The organism is Pseudomonas sp. Ma2-10 (assembly GCF_054330215.1).
Genome location: NZ_JBTEYL010000020.1, coordinates 50,970 through 72,316 on the forward strand (window position 1 = coordinate 50,970; position 21,347 = coordinate 72,316).

Below are 21,347 nucleotides of genomic sequence, written 5' to 3' on the forward strand. Positions count from 1 at the left end.
GCCTCCTTAAACAATAAAACTCCTTGATGCGACGCAACAGCGTTCGACTGCCCTCTACCCTACTGAAATTACACCCTCCAATCGACAGGCAATCTTTCAAGGCATTCAGCATCCCCGGTCTTTTGCCAGTAAACTCCCTCCCCTTTCGCCGCCATTATTTTCCTCGCGGCCATCACCTTATTTCCTACGGAGTTCGCCTTGCGCCTGTTTCACACCTCCGACTGGCACCTTGGGCAAAACCTGCACGGCCAGGAACGCGATTTCGAACATGCCTGCTTTCTCGAATGGCTGTTGCGCCAACTGAAGCTGGACCAACCTGATGTGCTGCTGATCGCCGGCGACATCTTTGACACGGTCAACCCACCGGTCAAAGCCCAGGAGCGTCTCTACGACTTCATTGTCAACGCCCATGAACAGCAGCCGAAGCTGACGATCGTGATGATCGCCGGCAACCACGATTCCGGCTCGCGCATTGAACTGCCCGCGCCGTTGATGCGGCGTTTGCGCACGCATGCGCTGGGTCGAGTGCTGTGGCTGGATGACGGTCAACTTGACGCCGAGCGCCTGCTGCTGCCATTGCCGGATGCCAAGGGCCAAACCGTCGCCTGGTGCCTGGCGCTGCCGTTCCTGCGCCCCGCCGAAGTGACCGGCGCGCACTTGGGCGACAACTACTTGCGCGGTATCGGTCAGGTTCACGAATGGCTGATCGAAGCGGCTAATGCCAAACGCAAGCAGGGCCAGGCACTGATCGCTATCAGCCACGCGCACATGGCCGGCGGCTCCGTGTCGGAAGACTCCGAGCGCAGCCTGATCATCGGGAACGCCGAAGCGCTGCCCGCCAGCCTGTTCGGGCCGAGCATCAGTTACGTCGCCCTCGGTCATTTGCACAAGCCGCAGAAGGTCAATGGTGAAGAGCGTATCCGCTACAGCGGCTCGCCCATTCCGCTGTCGTTCTCCGAAATTGGCTATCAGCACCAGATTCTCGACATCAAACTCGAGGGTGAAGCCCTGGTCAGCGTCGAACCCAAACTGATCCCCCGGGCAGTGAATCTGCAACGCATCGGTCCCGCGCCATTGGCGGAAATCCTGCTGCAACTGGCCGCCTTGCCGAACATCGACCTGCTGGCCGATATCCAGCGCCAGCCGTGGCTGGAAGTTCGAGTCCGTCTCGATGAACCGCAACCCGACTTGCGTTATCAAGTGGAAACCGCCCTGCAAGGCAAAGCCGTGCGTCTGGTGCGGATCGCCGCTGAGTATGCCGGCAATGGCAGCCGCGATGGAATGGATGACGGCACGACCTTGATCGAACTCGACCAGCTCACGCCTCAGGAACTGTTCAGCCGCGCCTGGCAGGACAACTACGGCAGCGAGGTCGACGAGCAAACCCTCAAGGACTTCGCCGAGTTGCTGCGAGACGTGCAGATGGAGAGCGAACAACCATGAAGATCCTCGCGATCCGCCTGAAAAACCTCGCCTCCCTGGCCGGGCCATTTGAAATCGACTTTACCGCTGAGCCGTTGGCCAGCGCCGGTCTGTTCGCGATCACCGGGCCGACCGGCGCCGGCAAAAGCACCTTGCTCGACGCCTTGTGCCTGGCGCTGTTCGGTGCTGTGCCTCGACTGAGCAACGCTCAGGTGTCTGCCAAAGCGCCAGACGCCGACGGCGAGATCAGCACTGGCGACCCCCGCACGCTGCTGCGTCGCGGCACGGGTGAAGGTTATGCCGAAGTAGATTTCGTTGGCATCGATGGCCGTCGTTACCGCGCTCGCTGGGAAGCGAATCGCGCCCGCGAGAAGGCCGGCGGCAAGCTGCAAGCCAGTCGTCAGAGTTTGCGCGACATCGATCTGGATCAACTGCTGGCCAGTCAGAAAGTTGAATTCAAAACCCAGCTCGAAGCCGTACTGGGCCTGAACTTTGAGCAATTCACCCGCGCGGTGCTGCTGGCCCAGAGTGAATTCAGTGCTTTTCTCAAGGCTAACGACAACGAACGTAGCGAACTGCTGGAAAAACTCACCGACACCGCGCTCTATACGCGCCTCGGCCGCCGGGCGTTCGACAAAACCAAAGAGGCTCGCGAAGCCCACAAACTGTTGCAAGACCAGGCCACCGGCGTGACGCCGTTATCGCCAGAAGTTCGAGCAGAACTCGATGAACGCTTCAGCGAGGCTCAGCAACAACTCAAGACCCAGCAAGCACAACTCAAGCAATTGGAACTGCAACACACCTGGCTCAAGGATTTGCGTCAGTTGCAGGACGAACAACAGAGCGCCACCGAACAGCTGCAATCGGCCCGACAGCACTGGGAAGTTCTGGCCGGCGAACGGTTGAAGCTGACTCGCCTGGAGCAACTGGCCCCACAACGGCACCAGTTCGCCCGCAAGACCGAACTCACCGCCCAACTCGCACCGCTGGCCGTGCAAATTCAGCAGCACACCCAACAGCAAACCGAGCTGCAGGAGCGCCAGGCGCAACTCGAACACAGCCTGAGCGCGGCGCAGACCGCGCGGGTCGAAGCCCAAGGCCAACACGCCTCCAGCGCCCCGCTGCTACGTCAGGCCTTCGAAGCGCAAAGCACCCTCGCCCGCCTGGTCAAAGACGCCAGTCTCAGTGCCGACCTCAAGCAGCAGGCGGATCTGGCCTGTACTCAGGGCCAAAACACGATCCAAGGCTTGCTGGACCAACAGAAACAGGTCGCCGAACGTTTGCAGCGGATTGCCGGGGAGCTTGAGCAAAGCAGCCCTCTGGCGCCCTTGAGCGATGCCTGGAACGCCTATCGTGATCGCCTGCAACAGCTGATGCTGATCGGCAATCGCCTGAACAAGGGCCAGGCCGAACTGGCCGCCCTGGAACAAAGCGCCGCTCGCGCTGCCGAGGATCTGGCCACCCAGTGCCAGAGCCTTGAAGTGCTGTACAAAGAGGCCGGCGCCGAACCGGAAGCGGTGGCCGAGCAGATTCAGATTCTCGGTAGTCTGTTGCAAGACAACCGCAAGCAGCAGCGGGCTTTTGAAGCGCTGACGCGACTGTGGGCCAGTCAGCAGGAACTGGACAAGCGCGCGGCCGAACTCCAGCAACGCCAGCTCACCGCTCAGCAAGAACGAGAACGTCTGACCCAGGACGGTGTGAAAGCCAAGAGCGAATTGGTCGTTGCCGAACAAACCCTGACCGTCACCCGCGAACTGCTGGAACGCCAGCGCCTGGCCCGCAGCGCCAGCGTCGAAGAACTGCGCGAGCAGTTGCAGGACGATCAGCCGTGCCCGGTCTGTGGCAGTCCCGACCATCCCTATCATCAGCCCGAAGCCCTGCTGCAAAGCCTTGGCCGGCATGATGAAAGCGAACAGGCCAACGCACAAAAAGCCGTCGACCAGCTGAAAGAAAAGCTCACTGAGCTGCGCGCTGAAGTGGGCGGCGTGATTGCGCAGCAAAAGGAGTTGCTGCAACAGCAAGAACACCTTGCGACCCAACAACAGAGCCTGGCACCGAGCCTTGAAGCACATCCGTTGTCTGCCCAACTGCTCACGCAGGATGCGCTCAAACGCGATGCCTGGCTGACGCAGCAAAGCAGTCAGCTAAACCAAAGCATTACTCAGGACGAACAACGGCAAACTGCCCTGCTCACCCTGCAACAAGACGCCGCGCGCCTTCAACAACAACTGCGTAGCGCTGAAGCGGCGAGCCAGCAAGCGGCCCAACACCTGGCCAACCAGCAACGTGAATTGAGCAGTGATCGACAGCGTCTGGACGAGGAGTTGACGGCGTTCAGTACCCTGCTCCCGGCCGATACGCTGCAAGCGCTGCGCAACGAACCGGCCGCGACCTTCATGCAACTGGACCGGCAGATCGCCCAGCGTCTGGAACAACTCGACCAGCAACGCGATGAGCTCAGCGAAGAGCAACAACGGCAGCAGACGCTGGAGAAAGAACAGGACCGCCAACTCACTCGCCTCCAGCAGTTGGAAACGGCCCAGCAACAGTTCACCGCCCTAGCCGACCAGCAACAGGCCTGCCAGCTAAAACTTACGCAATTGCTCGGCCAACACACCGGTGCCGAGCAGTGGCAGCAGCAACTGGATCAGGCTGTCGAACAGGCGCGCAATGCCGAAACGACGGCCAATCAGCAATTGCAAACCGTGCGTACGCACCTGGTGCAACTGGGCGCCGAACTCAAGGCCCAGCAGGAGCGCTCACAGGCACTGGACACCGAAGATCACGAGCTGAGCGGCAAGATTGGCGACTGGCGCGCATTGCACCCGGAACTGGATGACGGTGGTCTGGAAGATCTGCTGAGTGTCGACGACCAGCAGGTCAGCGAACTGCGTCAGCAACTGCAGCAAAGCGAAAAAGCCATCGAACAAACCACGGTCCTGTTACAGGAGCGCGATCAGCGTCTGCTCAATCATCAAGCACAGCACAACGCCAATCTCGACGCCGAACAGCTGGCGACAGCGCTTGCCGAGTTGCAAAACCTGTTCACCGCCAGCGAACACCGTTGCGCCGAACTGCGCGCCGAACAGGCTGAGGATCAGCGTCGGCAAAACGCCAACCAGGCCCTCGCGCAGCAGATCGCCGATGCTTATACCGAATACCAGCGCTGGGCACGTTTGAATGCATTGATCGGTTCGGCCACGGGCGATACCTTTCGCAAGATCGCCCAGGCCTACAACCTCGACCTGCTGGTGCATCACGCCAACGTTCAGTTGCGGCAACTGGCGCGGCGCTATCGCCTCAAACGTGGTGGCAGCATGCTCGGTTTGTTGGTGATGGACACCGAGATGGGTGATGAACTGCGCTCGGTGCATTCGTTGTCCGGCGGCGAGACGTTCCTGGTGTCGCTGGCCCTGGCCTTGGGCCTGGCATCAATGGCATCGAGCACGCTGAAAATCGAATCGCTGTTCATCGATGAAGGCTTCGGCAGCCTCGACCCGCAATCCCTGCAACTGGCCATGGATGCGCTTGATGGCTTGCAAGCACAGGGACGAAAAGTCGCGGTGATTTCACACGTGCAGGAAATGCATGAACGGATTCCGGTGCAGATTCAGGTCTGCCGTCAGGGCAATGGCCTAAGTACCCTGGAGGTGAAATGAATACGCTGTATTCCTTCCGCCGCTGCCCCTACGCGATGCGGGCGCGCATGGCCCTGCGCTATTCAGGGGTTGCGGTGAACATTGTCGAGGTCAGCCTGAAGGCCAAACCTGCCCAAATGCTGACGCTGTCGAGCAAAGGCACGGTGCCGGTGCTGAGCGTCGACGGTCAGGTGATCGATGAAAGCCTGGCGATCATGCGCTGGGCGTTGGCGCAGAGCGATCCGCAGGATTGGTTGCTCAAGGATGATCCTGTCGGGCAGCAACACATCGCCGGGTTGATCGAAGAAAACGATCAGGTGTTCAAGGTGCACCTGAATCGCTACAAGTACGCCGAGCGATACCCCGAGCAGCCAATGGCGTTTTATCGCGCCGAGGGCGAGGTGTTTCTGCGCAGGCTCGACGAGTTGCTGGAGGGTCGTGATTACTTGCTGGCCGAGCATCCGTGCCTGGCGGATGTGGCGCTGATGCCGTTTGTGCGGCAATTCGCTCATGTGGATCGCGAGTGGTTCGGGCAGTCGCCCTATCATCGTTTGCAGGCCTGGTTGCAGCGGTTTCTGGAGTCGGAGCTATTTACTGGCGTGATGCAGAAATAACACCGACTCACGCCAACACTGCACACATTTCTAACGCCGAGCAATCCAGGTGGAACGGCCCGAAAAAACTGCCGTGGCGTTTGATCGGCGGGTTGCTGGCGAGCAGCCCCAGTGCCTTCGCGGTTTCAATGTTACGAGCAAGGAAGGTCCATTGGTCATGAACACCAGGAAGGCGATGACCCAAAGCCTGTGCCCTTTCATTCCCCGGCAACGCCTACGAGTTCAGCCTGATCGACCACCGCATTGTGCGAACGGTGTTCAAATTGGATGCCGGGGTGAGCGACTTGAACCGGCGCCTCAAGACGTTGACGCGATTGAGACGAGAGGCTGACAACCAGCACCAAGGCTACGTAAAGACCGATAGCCAGATAAGCGCCGTGTTTGGCAGAAGTGATGATTGAGCTGGCCATGATGTTCTCCGCTGGCACGTTTCGACGCCCACAGAATTGATCAAAAAAACGGTGATAACCACTCAGGGTTATCCATAGTAACCATCAACTTCGTTAATCATTAAACCAAGCTATCTCAGTCTTCTATAAAACTCATCATGCGTTCGCGGGCCGCATCCGGCTCGCCTGCAACGGGCCGGGCCGGGCTGGGCTGGGCTGGGCTACCGAAAGAATGGGGGTGGAATAGAGAAATAGAAGTACACGCGTTATGCAGGGTTCAACGTTCAGGCTTGAGTCTTGTGATCCAGAGCCGCGTAAAAGTTGGCGCTCTGTTGCAGGTATTTCTGGGTGTAGCTTTGGGCGTGGGATTTTTTGTCGCTGATTTCAACGCTGGCGCTGGCTGGCAAAGCAACGGTGGCAGAGATAGCGGAAGCAGCAATTACGGAGAAGAGATTGAAGTTCATGGCGATGTTCCTCGGATTCAGTTGGCTTGCTTGCCCGGTGGGGCCGTGAAGTAAACTTAACCTTCGAGGTTGGCACATTGAAATCTTTTGTAGCGTTAGCAAATATCAGCGTTATTAATAGAAGGATGCAGGCCCCTTCAACCGGGGCCTGCGGCCTATTGACGCACCAGGAACTTGAGGTCGCTCGGGGCATCCATCGGTAGTTTTTGCACGGTTTTACCCAGCAGGCCTGTCGTTGAATCGCGCTCGACGACGACAATCTGGTTGCTTTTCTGATTGGCGATCAGCAAGAACTTGCCACTTGGATCGAGGCTGAACTCGCGCGGGTGATCACCTTCTACGGAGCGGCGCTGCAGCTCCTTAAGGTGCCCGCTCGCAGGATCGATGGCGAACACCAGCAGCTGATTGGCGGTGCCACGGTTGCTGACGTAGAGGAACTTGCCATCGCGTGACGCGTGAAGCGCTGCGGCTGCCTTGTCCGAAACGGGTTGACCCGTCGCCAACTCGACCATTTGCGTTTGCTTGAGTTGGCCGTCCTTGTAATCGAATACCGCCACCTGCGCACTCATTTCCATGGTCAGCCACGCGTGCTTGCCATCGCCGCTGAACAGCAGATGACGCGGCCCGCTACCGGGAGGCAACTGGACGGACGCCGGTGTCGCGGCGGTCAAGGGCAGTTCCGGGTTGGCCTTTGGGTCGAAGCGGTAGACAAAGATCTTGTCGGCGCCCAAGTCATTGGAGAACACATACTTGCCGTCCGGCGACGAAACCGTTGAATGCACGTGCGCCGACATCTGCCGTTCGGGATTGACCCGGCTTGATGGATGGCTGCTCATCTGCACCACGGGTTTGAGCTTGCCATCGACGCCCACCGGCAATACTGCCAGCGTACCGCCCGGATCTTCAGCCACCGAATAGTTGCTGACAAACAGGTGACTGGCTTCAACGCCGAGACTCGAATGCGTCGGCTCGCTGCCCAGGCTTTGCACCTGACTGATCAGGCTCAGGGCATGGGTTTGGGGATCGATCGCATAACTGCTGACGCGCCCTACCGGATCGGTCTGTCCCGGGCCGTTTTCATTGACCACGAACAGGTGACGCTGATCCTTGGACAGGGTCAGCCAGGATGGATTGTCGCTCTTGACCACTTGCAGTGGTTTGGCATTGATCTGCCCGGTAGTGCTGTCGAAGTTCAGGCGATAAATCCCCTGGCTTTGGCCGGCTGTGTAAGAACCGACCAGCAACTGATAGTCGTCGGCCGAGGCAACCTGAAAACCCATCGCGCCGACGCTGCCGGCCATCAACAGTGGCCAGAGTTTACGCATCCTCATTCGCTTCTTCCTCGTCCTCACCACCACCGAACGCGGTCATGCACACCAACCGGTGTTCACCGGAACTGCCGGTGATCAGCCAGCTTTGCAGGGTTGGATCGAAGGTCGCAGCCTCGACTTCGAGCGGAGTGAACTCCCAGTGCTTGGACGCACGACCGTCTATGCATTCGATGTGCAGATTATCGTCTTCATCAAGGGAGAACTCGAAGGCGTGCAGCCCGTCGATTTCCACCATATCGCAGTGTTCGAGGGTGGCGAGCAAGGTGTCGGTTGCGGCAGTCATGGCAGTCAATCTTTGAAGGGGAAAGACGCAATGATAGCTCATCCCCCCATGATCGTTCCCACAGAGTGGGAACGATCATTCGACCGTTACAGGAAGTCGCGGGATGGCTGGCCATCCACCAACCGCTGAATGCGCAGCGGCCGGGCGCAGGAAACGGTTGGCGCTCCGGCGGAGATCGGGCCTATCTCCTTAAAGGGTGCCAACGGTGCCGGGCTCGAACGCCGCGTCAACCAGTGCAATCCCATTGATTAACGGTGCACCGAACTCGGCCTGACTGATCTCGAACACCTCACCCGGCTGGGTGCGAGGTACTCGAGGTTTTTGCGCTCTATCACAGGCACCTGCAACACAATGGGCACCGCGTCGACCCTGGCCTGCATGGCTGAAGCACTGGGCACCTCCCTGCCCCACAACGCGGCGATTCCTGCCGTCGGTGCGCATCGTTATGTGCTGGCGCACATGTCCGGCATGCGCGCGGCGCAGATGGTTCGACCAACGCAGTGATCCACTTGAAAGCCATTGCCGGGCGCATCGGTCGCGGCATACCGACCATCGTCGACCTGCAACCTTGCGGACGTTTCCTGATGGAAGAGTTCTACTACGCCGGTGGCCTGCCAGCGGTGCTGCGTCGCTTGGGTGAAGCCAACTTGACTCTGGTGCAGTTGGATGATGCGCGTAGTGCATTGAACGCGCTGCCCGGCACCGAATTGTCATAGCGTAAAGTCAAAAAATCGCACAAAAAAAGCCGCAACCTGAGTTGCGGCTTTTCTATTTCAGCCTGGGATCAGTGAGCGAATAACGAGTTGCCCTTCTGCCCCGCCAGTTTCTCCGGCTTGATCAGGAACCGCGCCAACGCTGGCAGCAGCCACAGTGCGCCAAACATGTTCCAGAGCAGCATGAAGGTCAGCATCAGGCCCATGTCGGCCTGGAACTTGATGGCCGAAAAGATCCAGGTGCACACGCCAATCGCCAGGCACAGGCCGGTGAACAACACGGCTTTACCGGTGGATTTCAACGTCTGGTAATACGCCTCTTGTAGCGGCAGGCCTGCACGCAAGAAACTTTCCAGACGGCTGTAGATGTAAATGCCGTAATCCACGCCAATCCCCACCCCGAGCGCCACAACCGGCAGGGTCGCGACTTTCACGCCGATGCCCATGAAGGCCATGAGCGCGTTGCCCAGTACCGAGGTCAGGACCAGCGGCAGCACGATGCATAACGTCGCGGCCCAGGAGCGGAAGGTGATCATGCACATGGTCGCCACGCAGATGTACACCAGGATCAGGATGGTCAGCTCGGATTCCTTGATCACCTCGTTGGTGGCGGCCTCGATCCCGGCGTTACCGGAGGCGAGGATGAATTCCAGGCCTTCCTTGTTGTTCTCCTTGGCGAAGTCTTGCACCGCATGCACGGCGCGATCCAGCGTGGCGGCCTTGTGATCGTTGAGGAACACCAGCACCGGCGCCAGGGAGCAACTGTTGTTGTACAGACCATCAGCCCGAGCGATCGAGTTGTTCAGCACGTCCGGGTTACGCGACAAGGTTTCCCATTTCATGTTGCCCTCGTTCATGCCCTTGATCATCTGCTTGGACACGGTCACCAGCGAGATCGCCGACTGCACGCCCTCGGTGTTCTGCATCTTCCACATCAGCTCGTCGATCGGCGCCATGGTTTCGTAATGCGAGCAGCCTTCGGACTTGGTCTTGACCATCACCACCAACACGTCGGAACTGGTGGAGTAATTGCTGATGATGAAGTTGTTGTCCTGGTTATAGCGCGAGTCCGGACGCAGTTCCGGAGCGCCCTGATCAAGGTCACCGATTTTCAGGTTCTGGCTGTACCAGAGGCCGCCGCCGAAGGCCAGCAGCGCCAGCACGATGGACACCTGCGCTACTTTCGGGCTGGCAAAATTCGACAGCAGACGCCAGAACGGGTGTTCCCGGCGCGCGTCTTTCTTGCTGCGCTCGACGGCGCGCTTGCTGATACCAACGTAGGAAATTGCCACTGGCAGCAGGATCAGGTTGGTGAACACGATCACCGCCACGCCGATGGACGCGCCGATAGCCAGTTCACGAATCACCCCGATATCGATGATCAGCAGCGTGATAAAACCCACCGCATCCGCAAGGATCGCAATCATCCCCGGCAGGAACAGCTGACGGAACGTGCGCCGCGCCGCAGTCAAGGCGTTTTCTGCCTCGCTGGACTGCAAGGCAATACCGTTGATCTTCTGCACACCGTGGGAAATACCAATGGCGAAGATCAGGAACGGCACCAGCATCGAGTAGGGATCGAGCCCGAAACCAAAGAAGTGCATCAAACCGAGCTGCCAGACCACCGCCACCAACGTGGTGCTCAACACCGCCACGGTGCTGCGCATACAGTTGGTGAACCAGTAAAGCAGAATCAACGTGATGATGAAGGCGATGCCGAAGAACATCACCACCATGATCAGCCCATCGATCAGGTCGCCGACTTTCTTGGCGAATCCGACGATGTGGATTTTCACGTTAGGGTTCTGGGCTTCGAATTTGTTGCGGATCTTGTCTTCGAGTTCGTGAGAGAACTTGCGATAGTCCAGCGCCAGCAACTTGCCTTGATCTTGCGGGTCCGGGTAGGACTCCAGCAGCGGGATATCGACAATACTCGACTTGAAGTTGTTGGCCACCAGACGCCCGACCTGACCGGACTTGAGCACGTTGTTGCGCAACAGGTCGAGGCTTTGCTGGGAGCCGTTGTAGCTCTGCGGAATCACTTCACCACCGGCGAAGCCTTCCTCGGTCACTTCAGTCCAGCGCACGCTCGGGCTCCACAGCGACTTGAGGCCGGAACGGTCAACACCGGAAATGTAGAACACCTCGTCATTGATCTGACGCAGAGTCTCCATGTAATCCTTGGAAAAGATGTCGCCATCAGTGGCTTCCACCGAGATGCGCACCGTGTTGCCCAGATTCGCCAGATCGTTGCGATGCTCCATCATCTTTTGAATGAACGGATGATCAAGCGGGATCATTTTTTCGAAACTGGTGGATGGCCGGATCAGCGTCGCCTGCCAGAACAGGAAAATACTGACCAGCAGGCAGATGACGATCACTGCCGGGCGGTTGTTGAAAATCAGGCGTTCGAGAAACGTCGCCTTGTCATGATGATGAGTGCTCAAGGATGTCATAGACCCGCCCTCTTATTATTTGCCCGGCTCATTTGGACGACCCATTTTTTCCATTCTCTGCCCCGGTTGGCGAAGTGACGCGAACGCCACCTTGTCCTGCCAGAATCAGATTGCCATTGCCCGCTGCGGTGACCGCCGAAACGGCAATGCGATCCGAACGGTTGAACACGCTGAAGGTTTCGCCGTTGTCGTCGCTGCGGATCACCGAGCCACCGTTGCCGACGATCACGATGGAACCGTCCTCGAGCAGCGTCGCACCGGACAGACCGAATTCCAGCACACCGCGAACGGCCTTGAGCTCAATCGGCTCCCAGGTCGTACCGAAATCGGTGGAGCTAAACAGATTGCCCCGCAGCCCATAGACCAGCAGCGTATTGGCCTGAGCGGTGCCGATCACGCCAAACAGTGAACCCTCATAGGGACCTTCAAGCTTCTCCCAGGTCTGGCCCCAGTCGGCGGAGCGGAACATGCTGCCCTGCTCGCCAACGATGAACAGGCCGGAATCCTTGACCGCGGCGATGGCGTTGAGGTGGTACTGGTCTTCGTTGTCGAGGCGATCGCTGACATCTTCCCAGTGCTTGCCGCCGTCGGTGGTGGCCAGCAACGCCCCGTAAGCGCCTACGGCAAAGCCGCTATTGACGTCCAGAAACCAGACGTCGAGCAGCGGCGATTCGCGTTTCAAATCTTCGAATTGCTTGATCCAGGTGACGCCGCCGTCCTCGCTCGCGAGGATCTGCGCATCATGTCCGACGGCCCAACCGTGCTTGTCGTCGACGAAAAACACCGACGTCAACAGTTGCCGCGTCGGCACCTTGGCTTGGGTCCAGGTCGCGCCTTGGTCATCGGAATACAAAATGTGCCCGCGATCCCCGACCGCCACCAGGCGCTTGCCGGCGTGCACGACGTCGAGCATCAGGCTCTTGCTGGCTTGGGCAGACTCAATGGAATAAACAATGTCGGATGCTGGCGCAGCAGCGGCCAGCACAGGTGCCGACAGCACGGCACAGCCCAACAGCGAGAGCGCTGTAGCCAGCAACGCGATTTTGCGTAATGCCGGCGGGCGGCAGATACCCACACCCATGACAGGCTCACTCATAGACCTTCCCCCATTATTATTGTTAGGCCGTTCAACCTTTCAGGGCGCCGTAAGGGATGCTCTTTGGGATTGCCTTTTCTGGAGCATAGTCCTGAAATACGCAATCTAGAGCCCCTTCGGAAGCTGGCTTATCCTATCGGGGTTTGGAAAGGTCTGACAATCGACGCCACGTTATGTTTTGTTAACTGGGGGGTATAACGGGCGTGAGTGAATGGGGAGGTATTCGGAGGGGTGATTTCGATGGGGGTGTAGATCCGTTACCGCAGAAATGGAGAGGTACACCTGAAATAAAATGGTCGGCTGTCAGGCCGCCATCGCGCGCAAGCTCAGCTCCTACAGGGGGTTGAGTCAACCGCTGCAGGAGCGAACCCAGAGTCAGGCCAGGCTTTTGCTGACCACTTCAAACACGTCGCTGGACAGTTGACCCGAAGCGCGAATCCGCTCCAACTCACCTTTCATCAACGCCTGACGCGCATCGTCATACTTGCGCCAGCGAGTCAGCGGCGCCAACTGCCGAGAAGCGATCTGCGGATTAAACCCGTTCAGTTCGATCACCAGATCCGCGAGGAACCGATAACCCGAACCATCGGCCGCATGGAAGTTGATCAGGTTCTGCCCGGCAAACGCGCCGACCAGTGCGCGAACCTTGTTCGGGTTCTTGATATTGAACGCCGGGTGTAGCATCAACGCCTTGACCCGCTCCAGACCACCGGGCAACACGCTGCCCGCCTGGACGCTGAACCACTGATCCATGACCAGCGGATTATCTTTGAAGTGCTCGGCAAAACTCGCCAGTGCCGTGGCCTTCTCTTCTTCGTTCGGCGAATTCACCAATACCGCCAATGCCGTCAGGCGCTCGGTCATGTTGTCGCTGGTCTCGAATTGCTCCAACGTCGCCGCCAACACTTGCGGCTTGCCGCTGAGCATCAGGTAAGACAGTGCGATGTTCTGCAACGCGCGACGCGCAAAGTGTTCGGCCTCAGCCACATACGGGGTGTGCTTCGAGAGATCGCGATTAGCCTGATAACGCAGCCACAACGCCTCGAACAGATTGTCCGCCAATTGCTTGCGAGCAAACTCGCGAGCGATGTGAATGGCGTCAACGTCAGCCACTTCGCTGATCTCGGTCAGATACGCTTCGCCCGGCAGCGAAAGCATTTCCGCGACCATCGCCTGGTCCAGCGTCTCGTCCGACAACACAGTGCGCAAGGCAGAAATCAAACGCTGATCCAGCACCAGTCTCTCGCCCTTTTGCTGCTGAGCAATCAGCTCTTGCAGCACCTGAACTGACAATTGCTGACCCGCATCCCAGCGATTGAAGCCGTCGCTGTCGTGCTGCATCAGGAACATCAGTTGATCGCGGTTGTACGGGAAGCTCAGCTTTACCGGCGCCGAAAAGCCACGCAACAACGAAGGCAATGGCTGCTCCGCAATGTCGATGAAGGTGAATGTCTGCTCGGCGTCGGTCACTGAAATGACCCGTGAGGTGCCCTGAGCGCTGGCTTCACCGGAAAGACGCAACGCAATGGCCGCGCCGTTGGAGTCCAGCAGGCCCAATTCAACCGGGATCACGAACGGCAACTTCTCAACCTTGTCCGGGGTTGCCGGGCAGCTTTGACGGAACGTCAGGCTGTAGGTTTTCGCCGCTGCGTCGTAGGACTCGCTGACCGCCAAACGCGGTGTGCCGGCCTGGCTGTACCAGCGCTTGAACTGGGTCAGGTCGACACCATTGGCGTCTTCCATTGCTTTAATGAAGTCGTCGCAGGTCACGGCCTGACCGTCATGACGATCGAAGTACAGGTCGCTGCCTTTGCGGAAGCCTTCGGCGCCGAGCAAGGTATGGATCATGCCGACCACTTCCGAACCCTTTTCGTACACGGTCAGGGTGTAGAAGTTGGAAATCTCGATGAAGCTGTCCGGGCGCACGGCGTGAGCCATGGGACCAGCATCTTCGGCGAACTGGTGGGTGCGCAGGTATGCCACGTCCTGGATGCGCTTGACCGTGGCCGAGTTCATGTCGGCGGAGAAGCCCGAATCGCGGAACACGGTGAAGCCTTCCTTCAGCGACAACTGAAACCAGTCGCGGCAGGTCACACGGTTGCCCGACCAGTTGTGGAAGTACTCGTGGGCAACAATCGCCTCGACCCGCTGGTGCGCGGCGTCGGTGGCGGTTTCGGCGCGGGCCAGCACGGCGCTCGAGTTGAAGATGTTGAGGCCCTTGTTCTCCATGGCGCCCATGTTGAAGTCATTGACCGCGACGATCATGAAGATGTCCAGATCGTACTCACGACCGTATACCTCTTCGTCCCAGCGCATGGACTTCTTCAGGCTGTTCATGGCGTGCTGGCACTTGTCGATGTTTTCCGGCTCGACATAAATGCGCAGTGCCACGGAGCGATCGGTCATGGTGGTGAAGGTGTCTTCAACGCCCCACAAATCACCGGCCACCAGCGCGAACAGGTAGGCAGGTTTCTTGAACGGATCTTCCCAGGTCGCCCAGTGCCGGCCGTCTTCGCCGGGACCGGAGGCAATCGGGTTACCGTTGGACAGCAACACCGGATAGCTATGTTGTTCGGCAACCACCGTGGTGGTGAACGTACTCATCACGTCTGGACGGTCGAGGTAATAGGTGATCTTGCGAAAGCCTTCGGCCTCGCACTGGGTACAGAACATCGTGCCGGATTTGTACAGGCCTTCCAGCGCAGTGTTGGTTTCCGGATGGATCTTGACGCTGGTGTCGACCGTGAAGGTGGTGCTGGTCGGGTGCAGGGTCAGGTGATGCTCGGTCAGTTGGTAGTCCGCGTCGCTCAGCTCGTGGTCAGCCAGGGTGACTGACATCAATTCAAGCTGCTGGCCATCCAGCACCAGCGGCGGCAGGCCCGGGCCACGGTCAGGGTTGCGGCGCATTACCAGTTGCGCATGGACCAGGCTGTGGTCCTCGAACAACTCGAAGGTCAGGTGCGTCTCGTCGATCAGGTACTCGGGCGCCTGATAGTCCTTCAGGTAAATCATCTTCGGTTGTTCGGTGCGCATGCTGGAGTCCTTACTGATGCACGGCGAGCTGGTAGGCCGTGTATTTACGAATATTGATTACGCCGGTGTCGAAAATCAGGTACTGGCCCTTGATTCCCAACAGCGTGCCTTCGGCAATCGGATTCTTGTCTAGGTTGAAACTGACGATCTTGGCCGGGTATTGCTCGACCGGATAGCGGATTTCGAGCGTTTCTACATCGGCAATGGTCTGGATCGCCTGTAGGCCGAATCGTTCCTGCAAACAGTGCAATCCTTCGGCGCAACTGTCGAACAGCTGGTCACGAACCTGAGCCAGGTCGACCGACACCGCATCGCCCTTGAGTAAAGCACGCCAGTTGGTTTTGTCCGCCACCTGACTGCGGAACAAGTCTTCGACGAAGCCCGACTGCTGACGGGTCGAGACACGCATGATTGGCAAAGCCTGACAGGCGCCCTGATCGATCCAACGGGTCGGCAACTGGGTGGCGCGGGTAATCCCGACCTTCACCCCCGAAGAGTTGGACAGATACACAATGTGATCCGTCATGCAGAACTTCTCGCCCCACGCCGGCTCACGGCAGGTGCCAGCGTCATAGTGACAACGCTCCGGGCTCATGATGCAGATATCGCATTGGGCCAGTTTGGTCATGCACGGGTAGCAGTAACCCTGACTGAAACTGGTTTTGGTCTTGCGTCCGCAATGGGAGCAATGAATCGCCCCCAGGTATTCCAGGCGCACCGTAGTCCCGATCAACGGATTGACCGGCACCTCGACGTCGTCCAGACGAAACGCGTACTGCACGTTCGACCCGTCAAGGCGCGCCGACATTTTGCTGCTTGCACCGCGGCCAATCTCGTTCAATGGACGGCATCCGATTTGAACAGAATATTCGGCACTTCGATTGACTTGGAGCCGCACTCCTGCACGCCCATGTAACCGGTGCGCTGGTCTTCGGGCAGGTTCTGGATTTCCCAGGCAATCATCGCTTGCAGCGACAGTTCGCGTTGTTCGGCGGTGAGTTTGCCACCGTCGGACCATTTACCGATTTCCACCGCCAGTTTCAGGCTCTGGTAGATATCAGGGGTTATGTTGTTGATCATTTCGTTAAAAGAGGACATCAAGGGCTCCGCGCTCTTAAATACATAACAGTTTTAGGCGGCCAGTTTACGGCGGTTGTACAAACCACCCAACAAACCGGTCAAGCATCCGATGAGCAACCCGCCGACGTGGGCCGCATTGGCAATTTCACCGAAGCCGATCATCGAGACCAACCCGGACAGGCACAGCACCAGCCACACCAGCATCATCACCAGCACGCCGCGCGGCAGGCGATAAGCCGGGGTTGGCGACAACAGTTGAAAGATCCAGCAATGCCCGAGGAGGCCGTACAGCACGCCGGACAACCCGCCAAACAGCGTCGGGCCACTGAAAACAAACTGGGCGTAGTTCGAGACCAGCCCGAACAGCAACGTCAGGCCGATCAGGTTGATACTCCCCTGGCGCGACTCGATGCGCCGCCCCAGCTCCCAATACCACATGCCATTCATGGCCAGGTGCAGGATGCCGAAGTGGATCAGCATCGGCGTCACCAGACGCCACCATTGCCCCGCCGCCAGGCTGTCGGCCAAGGGCACGAAATGGATGTACTCGCCGACAACACGGAAATCAAGGAAGGTCAGCCAGCGCATCGTGTCGAGGTTTTCGCCCAGCAGCGTCACGGCACCGACAAGCAGGCTCAGCAGCAACACGAACGCTGTCGCCTTGGCGTGGCGCAGTTGCTCGACGAAACTTGGGCGCTTTATGGTTTGCGCCACCGGAATGTCCAGTTGTTGATCGGGATCACCGGCCGGGAAGCGTTCGTACAACACACGCACGTCTTCGCTGATGTTGGCCGGCACCCACAGCACCTGCTCACCCGCCTCTTCACTGACCCGATGCGGCACCTGCATGCGCTGCAACAGTTTGACGAACCCGCTCAAATCCACCGCCAGCGGCAGACGTAAAACCGCAATGGCGCTCATTGCAGCACCTCCGGGCGCTCGACATCGACCCAGACAAATTTATGCGGGTCGAGACGGGTTTCCTGATCCAGACGGTAGGCGACCAGCTTGCCGTAGAGCACCGCGCTGTAATCCAGACAGGCCAGGTTCGGCCGGATCGGCACTGGTTTGCCGCTGCGCCAGTAATGGCCCACGAACAACAGTGGCTCATCGACGCCGTAGCGCAGCAAGGTATTTTTTTCAGTGGACGACAGCGGCGTCCGGGCCACGGGGTCGGGCAAGGCGTCGGGCTGGAACACGATGTCTCCATAGGTTTGCGGGTTGTCTTCCCAGAACTTTGTGCGGAAGAACGAACGCGTCAGGCCATCGCCACTGGTCATGGTCAACCCATGAGGCAAGCGCATGTCAGTGCCGCGCAGCAGGCGGTCAAACACGGTGCAGGCGAAACTGCCCGGTACGGCCGAGGCCTGGAGAAAATGCTCATCAACGCAGCCGTTGGGGAATAGCGCGCGCAATGGTTCGATCAGGCCCGCGTCCCAGCAGGCATGCACCACGCGAAAACGCCCGGCATCGACGAACAATGGCATCTCATAGAACCATTGCAGGAAATCATGCCAGTCAGCCGGATGGTCTTCGAATTGGGTCAGGGTTTCGTTCAGCAAACGGGCATGGCGCGGGGTGTGTTCACGCACGAACTGCTTGCCGCTGCCCGCCGGCGCTGGCGCGCTCCAACCGAGGGCGTTGAACTCATGGTTGCCCATGATGCACAGCGCCTGGCCGGCTTCGACCATGTCGTGAACGATGTGCAGCGCTTCGCGAATCCGCGGACCGCGGTCGATGATGTCGCCGACGAACACCGCCATGCGCGACGGATGCCGCCAGACACCACCGTGTTTTTGGTAACCGAGCCGGTCGAGCAAGTGCTCAAGTGTCAGAGCGCAACCGTGCACGTCACCGATCAGGTCGTAGCTACGCGCGGGATCGAGCATCAGTCGCCTCCACCACCCAACTTGCTGCCCCAGCCGAGTTTAGTCCGGCAGACTTCATAGTAGTTATGGTCAAGCGGGTGAATCAGCCGCAGCTTTTGGGCTTTCTTGCTGATTGTGATGGTGTCACCCGGCGCGCAGGTGAAATGGTTCTGCCCGTCACAGGAGACTTGCGGGTAAATCTGCATATCTTTGGACACGACGATTTTCAGCTCACTGTTGCCATCGACCACAATCGGCCTGCCCGACAAGGTATGGGGGTACATCGGCACAATCACAATAGCGTCGAGCTTGGGATGCATGATCGGGCCGCCCGCCGATAGTGCGTAGGCCGTCGAGCCGGTCGGCGTGGCGACGATCAGGCCATCGGCCTTCTGGCTACAGACGAACTGGCCGTCAATGTACAACTCGAACTCAATCATCCGCGTCGATTTGCCGGGGTGCAGCACCACGTCGTTCAGCGCGTCGCCCTGACCGATGGCCTCGGCGTGGCGGCGGACTTCGGCTTGTAGCAGGAAGCGGTTTTCCACCAGATAGTGGCCGTCGAGCACTTCGGCGACTTTGACTTCCAGCTCATCGGGACGAATATCGGTCAGAAAGCCCAGGCTGCCACGGTTGATGCCGAGCACCGGAATATTGTGCCGGGCCAGTGCCCGCGCGGCGCCCAACAGGCTGCCGTCACCCCCGACCACAATCACCATGTCACATACTTCGCCGAGCATCTTGCGCGAGGAGGTTTGCAAGCCATGACCCGGCAGCACTTCGGCGATGGTGTCTTCGAGGATCACGTGCAGGTGACGATCGAGCAGAAACCGTTTCAGTCGGCGGACGGTATCCAGCACCTGTGAACTGCCAAGGCGACCGATGATGCCGATATTACGAAATTGCTCCATGGGGCTCCTAATGAAGGGCGCGGCGGCGAAAAACACGATTATGGGCGAAAGCGCGGGATAGACAAAATCCTTTCAGCCACAACGGTGTACTCACGATTGAGGCTATGCTCGCAAGATGATCCTATTTCCCGATTTGCTGCAGTTACCCCACCAGTTGCGCCATCCCGAAGTGCGCGACCTGGCCTGGGTCATCCTCGCGCCGCCGATGCTTGGCGTCACGACGTGGCCGCAGCGTCATCCGCTGGCCGGCAGTGACTGGGTCCAGGCACCGGAGCGGCTGGAACGGTGGCTGCGGCAACTCGATCACGACAGTTATGACTTGCTGCATTGGCTGGCGCAGGCCCGAACCCGGCGATTGGGCTTGTACTACGAACGCCTCTGGCAATACGCCGTGCGGCACGCGCCGGGTACCGACCTGATTGCCGCCAATATGCCGATCCGCCGCGAAGGCCACACGCTGGGCGAGTTGGACATGCTGCTGCGCGACCGTGACGGGGTGCATCATCTGGAACTGGCGATCAAACTTTACCTTGGCCCGCAAAATGGCGACGGACACGACACAGCTCAGTGGCTCGGTCCCGGCTGTCACGATCGGCTGGACCGCAAACTGGCCCATCTGACTCAGCACCAATTGCCGATTTCGGCGCGCCCGGAGAGCCGCGAAGTATTGGCGGCGCTGGATATCCAGCAGTTCAGTGCGCATTTGTGGCTGGGGGGCTATTTGCTGTATCCGTGGCCGGGGCAGGCCGAGCCACCGAAGGGTGCACACCCCCAGCATTTACGCGGTAGCTGGCTGCATCAGAAGGACTGGTCAGACTTTGTCGTACAGCGCCCGTTCGGTCGCTGGCAACCCCTACCCCGCCATGCCTGGCTGGCGCCGGCCCACTATCCGGCGGAGCAGACCTGGAGCACTGGACAGCTGAATGCCTGGCTCAGCGAGCTGGAGCCACTCGCCCCGGCGCAGTTGCTGGTGCGACTCATCGAAAACGCCCAGGGCGATTGGGAAGAGGCCGAGCGGCTGTTTCTGGTGGCGGATCTTTGGCCGAATGTGCCGGGTAATGGCTGAGTTTTGTAGCGTCCGGGCTGACCCGCTCCTAACGGGCCATAGGCAACGCCGCCCAGGCAAAGCCCCCCGCCGCGTCCAGCAGCAGACTTTGACAAGAAGCCGGCGTTGCCATTGGTACGCTGTACGACTATTTCCCGAGTAAGGAAGCCTTGCGATCAGGCTACGTTCGGCACGGTCGGGACGTCTTGATGCTGCGTCTGGACCTTCACGTCGTGCACGCAAGCTTCGCGGGCCCATCCGGATCAAACGCTTGGCACGTCTGACCTATAACCCGAATGGAAGCACTGATCTGTAGCCGATTGACCAGTACGCCGTAACGTAGAAGATTTGTCACACCTTCTTGTGTTGTTCGACCCAAAGACCATAAGCATTGATGAATTTTTGCAGGAACGGTTTTAGCGACTCGGACAGGTTGCCCGCCTCATCGAATGCTGAACCGGCACCGCTCAGATAAGCTTCCGGTTGCTGCATGCACGGCACATCCAGAAACACCATAGACTGGCGCAGGTGATGGTTGGCGCCAAACCCCCCGATAGCGCCCGGCGAAGCACTGATCACCGCTCCGGGCTTGCCGCTCCAGGCACTCTTGCCATAGGGACGCGAACCCACATCGATCGCGTTCTTCATCGGTGCAGGCACCGAACGGTTGTATTCGGGGGTTACAAACAGCACCGCGTCGGATGAGCTCACTTGTTGCCGGAAAGTGCTGTAGGCTGCCGGCGGTGAAGCACCATCGATGTCCTCGTTGTAGAGCGGCAGATCGCCGATTTCGACGATAACCAGTTTGAGATTGGCGGGTGCCAGCTCGGCCAGGGCCAGCGCCACCTTGCGATTGATCGATTCCTTTCTCAAGCTGCCGACCAGTACAGCGATCGTATAGACGTTGCTCATGGAAGATTCTCGACTGTCCGATGGAAAGAGCTTGTAGTTATAGATGACGATTCAACCAGTGGGCGACTGAAAACGCCGCCCCGGACTATTTT

At 59.0% G+C, this 21,347-nt stretch carries 17 protein-coding genes and 4 pseudogenes; 6 read left to right on the forward strand and 15 right to left on the reverse strand.

What is annotated here, in order from left to right:
• The first annotated feature begins 198 nt into the window (after positions 1-198).
• Genes ACXPVS_RS20660 through ACXPVS_RS20670 form a run of 3 tightly spaced genes read left to right on the forward strand, consistent with a single transcriptional unit; the run spans position 199 to position 5,674 of the window.
• Positions 199-1,443, forward strand: coding sequence for an exonuclease SbcCD subunit D C-terminal domain-containing protein (locus ACXPVS_RS20660; protein WP_458511589.1), 1,245 nt, complete (start codon positions 199-201; stop codon positions 1,441-1,443).
• Entirely contained in the window at positions 1,440-5,081 is a 3,642-nt protein-coding gene (locus tag ACXPVS_RS20665) for an AAA family ATPase (RefSeq protein ID WP_458511590.1), read from the forward strand. Before ACXPVS_RS20660 ends, ACXPVS_RS20665 begins: the two co-directional genes overlap by 4 nt.
• Positions 5,078-5,674 (forward strand): glutathione S-transferase, encoded by a 597-nt coding sequence (locus ACXPVS_RS20670; RefSeq protein ID WP_458511591.1) that lies wholly within the window; start codon positions 5,078-5,080, stop codon positions 5,672-5,674. The genes ACXPVS_RS20665 and ACXPVS_RS20670 overlap by 4 nt, the downstream gene beginning before the upstream one ends.
• A 7-nt stretch (positions 5,675-5,681) precedes the next feature.
• Here ACXPVS_RS20670 and ACXPVS_RS20675 read toward each other — a convergent pair.
• From ACXPVS_RS20675 to ACXPVS_RS20700, 6 genes and pseudogenes are all read right to left on the reverse strand, one after another.
• A pseudogene (locus tag ACXPVS_RS20675) lies at positions 5,682-5,875 on the reverse strand (hypothetical protein).
• Complete coding sequence (locus ACXPVS_RS20680; RefSeq protein WP_458511592.1) at positions 5,872-6,084, reverse strand: hypothetical protein; 213 nt, start codon at positions 6,082-6,084, stop codon at positions 5,872-5,874. Before ACXPVS_RS20680 ends, ACXPVS_RS20675 begins: the two are co-directional and overlap by 4 nt.
• Before the next feature lie 263 nt (positions 6,085-6,347).
• Complete coding sequence (locus ACXPVS_RS20685) at positions 6,348-6,527, reverse strand: hypothetical protein (protein ID WP_008157047.1); 180 nt, start codon at positions 6,525-6,527, stop codon at positions 6,348-6,350.
• 155 nt (positions 6,528-6,682) lie between these two features.
• Entirely contained in the window at positions 6,683-7,852 is a 1,170-nt protein-coding gene (locus ACXPVS_RS20690; protein ID WP_458511625.1) for a lactonase family protein, read from the reverse strand.
• Positions 7,845-8,141 carry a DUF5629 family protein gene (locus tag ACXPVS_RS20695; RefSeq protein ID WP_458511593.1) on the reverse strand — a complete coding sequence of 99 codons (297 nt, stop codon included), beginning with the start codon at positions 8,139-8,141 and terminating at the stop codon, positions 7,845-7,847. Before ACXPVS_RS20695 ends, ACXPVS_RS20690 begins: the two co-directional genes overlap by 8 nt.
• Positions 8,142-8,330: 189 nt before the next feature.
• Positions 8,331-8,447 (reverse strand): annotated as a pseudogene (locus tag ACXPVS_RS20700) (AraD1 family protein); the annotation flags it as partial.
• 30 nt (positions 8,448-8,477) lie between these two features.
• On the opposite strand from ACXPVS_RS20700, the pseudogene ACXPVS_RS20705 reads away from it, so the two are divergent.
• Positions 8,478-8,791: pseudogene (locus tag ACXPVS_RS20705) on the forward strand (dihydroxy-acid dehydratase domain-containing protein); the annotation flags it as partial.
• 134 nt (positions 8,792-8,925) lie between these two features.
• Here the strand turns inward: ACXPVS_RS20705 and ACXPVS_RS20710 are convergent.
• The 8 genes from ACXPVS_RS20710 to ACXPVS_RS20745 form a co-directional block, all read right to left on the reverse strand.
• The gene (locus ACXPVS_RS20710) at positions 8,926-11,310 is read right to left on the reverse strand and encodes an efflux RND transporter permease subunit (protein WP_458511594.1); all 2,385 of its coding nucleotides are present in this window, start codon (positions 11,308-11,310) and stop codon (positions 8,926-8,928) included.
• 28 nt (positions 11,311-11,338) lie between these two features.
• The gene (locus tag ACXPVS_RS20715; RefSeq protein ID WP_458511595.1) at positions 11,339-12,406 is read right to left on the reverse strand and encodes a WD40/YVTN/BNR-like repeat-containing protein; all 1,068 of its coding nucleotides are present in this window, start codon (positions 12,404-12,406) and stop codon (positions 11,339-11,341) included.
• 375 nt (positions 12,407-12,781) lie between these two features.
• Entirely contained in the window at positions 12,782-15,439 is a 2,658-nt protein-coding gene (gene pepN, locus ACXPVS_RS20720; protein WP_458511596.1) for an aminopeptidase N, read from the reverse strand.
• Positions 15,440-15,449: 10 nt separating this feature from the next.
• On the reverse strand, positions 15,450-16,280 hold the full coding sequence (locus tag ACXPVS_RS20725) for a DUF2797 domain-containing protein (RefSeq protein WP_458511597.1): 831 nt from the start codon (positions 16,278-16,280) through the stop codon (positions 15,450-15,452).
• On the reverse strand, positions 16,277-16,537 hold the full coding sequence (locus ACXPVS_RS20730) for a YeaC family protein (protein WP_008152127.1): 261 nt from the start codon (positions 16,535-16,537) through the stop codon (positions 16,277-16,279). The genes ACXPVS_RS20725 and ACXPVS_RS20730 overlap by 4 nt, the downstream gene beginning before the upstream one ends.
• Before the next feature lie 33 nt (positions 16,538-16,570).
• Positions 16,571-17,440 (reverse strand): rhomboid family intramembrane serine protease, encoded by an 870-nt coding sequence (locus ACXPVS_RS20735; protein ID WP_458511598.1) that lies wholly within the window; start codon positions 17,438-17,440, stop codon positions 16,571-16,573.
• On the reverse strand, positions 17,437-18,408 hold the full coding sequence (locus ACXPVS_RS20740; RefSeq protein WP_458511599.1) for a metallophosphoesterase: 972 nt from the start codon (positions 18,406-18,408) through the stop codon (positions 17,437-17,439). The genes ACXPVS_RS20735 and ACXPVS_RS20740 overlap by 4 nt, the downstream gene beginning before the upstream one ends.
• A complete protein-coding gene (locus ACXPVS_RS20745; RefSeq protein ID WP_007906781.1) occupies positions 18,408-19,298 on the reverse strand; it encodes an NAD(+) kinase in 891 nt (296 codons plus the stop codon). The genes ACXPVS_RS20740 and ACXPVS_RS20745 overlap by 1 nt, the downstream gene beginning before the upstream one ends.
• 115 nt (positions 19,299-19,413) lie before the next feature.
• On the opposite strand from ACXPVS_RS20745, the gene ACXPVS_RS20750 reads away from it, so the two are divergent.
• Together ACXPVS_RS20750 and ACXPVS_RS20755 are read left to right on the forward strand one after the other, a co-directional pair.
• On the forward strand, positions 19,414-20,364 hold the full coding sequence (locus tag ACXPVS_RS20750) for a DUF1853 family protein (RefSeq protein ID WP_458511600.1): 951 nt from the start codon (positions 19,414-19,416) through the stop codon (positions 20,362-20,364).
• A gap of 95 nt (positions 20,365-20,459) precedes the next feature.
• Positions 20,460-20,538, forward strand: a pseudogene (locus ACXPVS_RS20755) (TetR family transcriptional regulator); the annotation flags it as partial.
• A gap of 156 nt (positions 20,539-20,694) precedes the next feature.
• Here the strand turns inward: ACXPVS_RS20755 and ACXPVS_RS20760 are convergent.
• The gene (locus ACXPVS_RS20760) at positions 20,695-21,255 is read right to left on the reverse strand and encodes an NADPH-dependent FMN reductase (protein ID WP_458511601.1); all 561 of its coding nucleotides are present in this window, start codon (positions 21,253-21,255) and stop codon (positions 20,695-20,697) included.
• Positions 21,256-21,347: the final 92 nt, after the last annotated feature.

What these genes read in the sequence shown, in the direction of transcription:
- ACXPVS_RS20665 (WP_458511590.1), top strand. Translation starts at nt 1,440, where the DNA reads ATGAAGATCCTCGCGATCCGCCTGAAAAACCTCGCCTCCCTGGCCGGG.
- ACXPVS_RS20670 (WP_458511591.1), top strand. Translation starts at nt 5,078, where the DNA reads ATGAATACGCTGTATTCCTTCCGCCGCTGCCCCTACGCGATGCGGGCG.
- ACXPVS_RS20680 (WP_458511592.1), bottom strand. Translation starts at nt 6,084, where the DNA reads ATGGCCAGCTCAATCATCACTTCTGCCAAACACGGCGCTTATCTGGCT.
- ACXPVS_RS20685 (WP_008157047.1), bottom strand. Translation starts at nt 6,527, where the DNA reads ATGAACTTCAATCTCTTCTCCGTAATTGCTGCTTCCGCTATCTCTGCC.
- ACXPVS_RS20690 (WP_458511625.1), bottom strand. Translation starts at nt 7,852, where the DNA reads ATGCGTAAACTCTGGCCACTGTTGATGGCCGGCAGCGTCGGCGCGATG.
- ACXPVS_RS20695 (WP_458511593.1), bottom strand. Translation starts at nt 8,141, where the DNA reads ATGACTGCCGCAACCGACACCTTGCTCGCCACCCTCGAACACTGCGAT.
- ACXPVS_RS20710 (WP_458511594.1), bottom strand. Translation starts at nt 11,310, where the DNA reads ATGACATCCTTGAGCACTCATCATCATGACAAGGCGACGTTTCTCGAA.
- ACXPVS_RS20715 (WP_458511595.1), bottom strand. Translation starts at nt 12,406, where the DNA reads ATGAGTGAGCCTGTCATGGGTGTGGGTATCTGCCGCCCGCCGGCATTA.
- pepN (WP_458511596.1), bottom strand. Translation starts at nt 15,439, where the DNA reads ATGCGCACCGAACAACCGAAGATGATTTACCTGAAGGACTATCAGGCG.
- ACXPVS_RS20730 (WP_008152127.1), bottom strand. Translation starts at nt 16,537, where the DNA reads ATGTCCTCTTTTAACGAAATGATCAACAACATAACCCCTGATATCTAC.
- ACXPVS_RS20735 (WP_458511598.1), bottom strand. Translation starts at nt 17,440, where the DNA reads ATGAGCGCCATTGCGGTTTTACGTCTGCCGCTGGCGGTGGATTTGAGC.
- ACXPVS_RS20740 (WP_458511599.1), bottom strand. Translation starts at nt 18,408, where the DNA reads ATGCTCGATCCCGCGCGTAGCTACGACCTGATCGGTGACGTGCACGGT.
- ACXPVS_RS20745 (WP_007906781.1), bottom strand. Translation starts at nt 19,298, where the DNA reads ATGGAGCAATTTCGTAATATCGGCATCATCGGTCGCCTTGGCAGTTCA.
- ACXPVS_RS20750 (WP_458511600.1), top strand. Translation starts at nt 19,414, where the DNA reads ATGATCCTATTTCCCGATTTGCTGCAGTTACCCCACCAGTTGCGCCAT.
- ACXPVS_RS20760 (WP_458511601.1), bottom strand. Translation starts at nt 21,255, where the DNA reads ATGAGCAACGTCTATACGATCGCTGTACTGGTCGGCAGCTTGAGAAAG.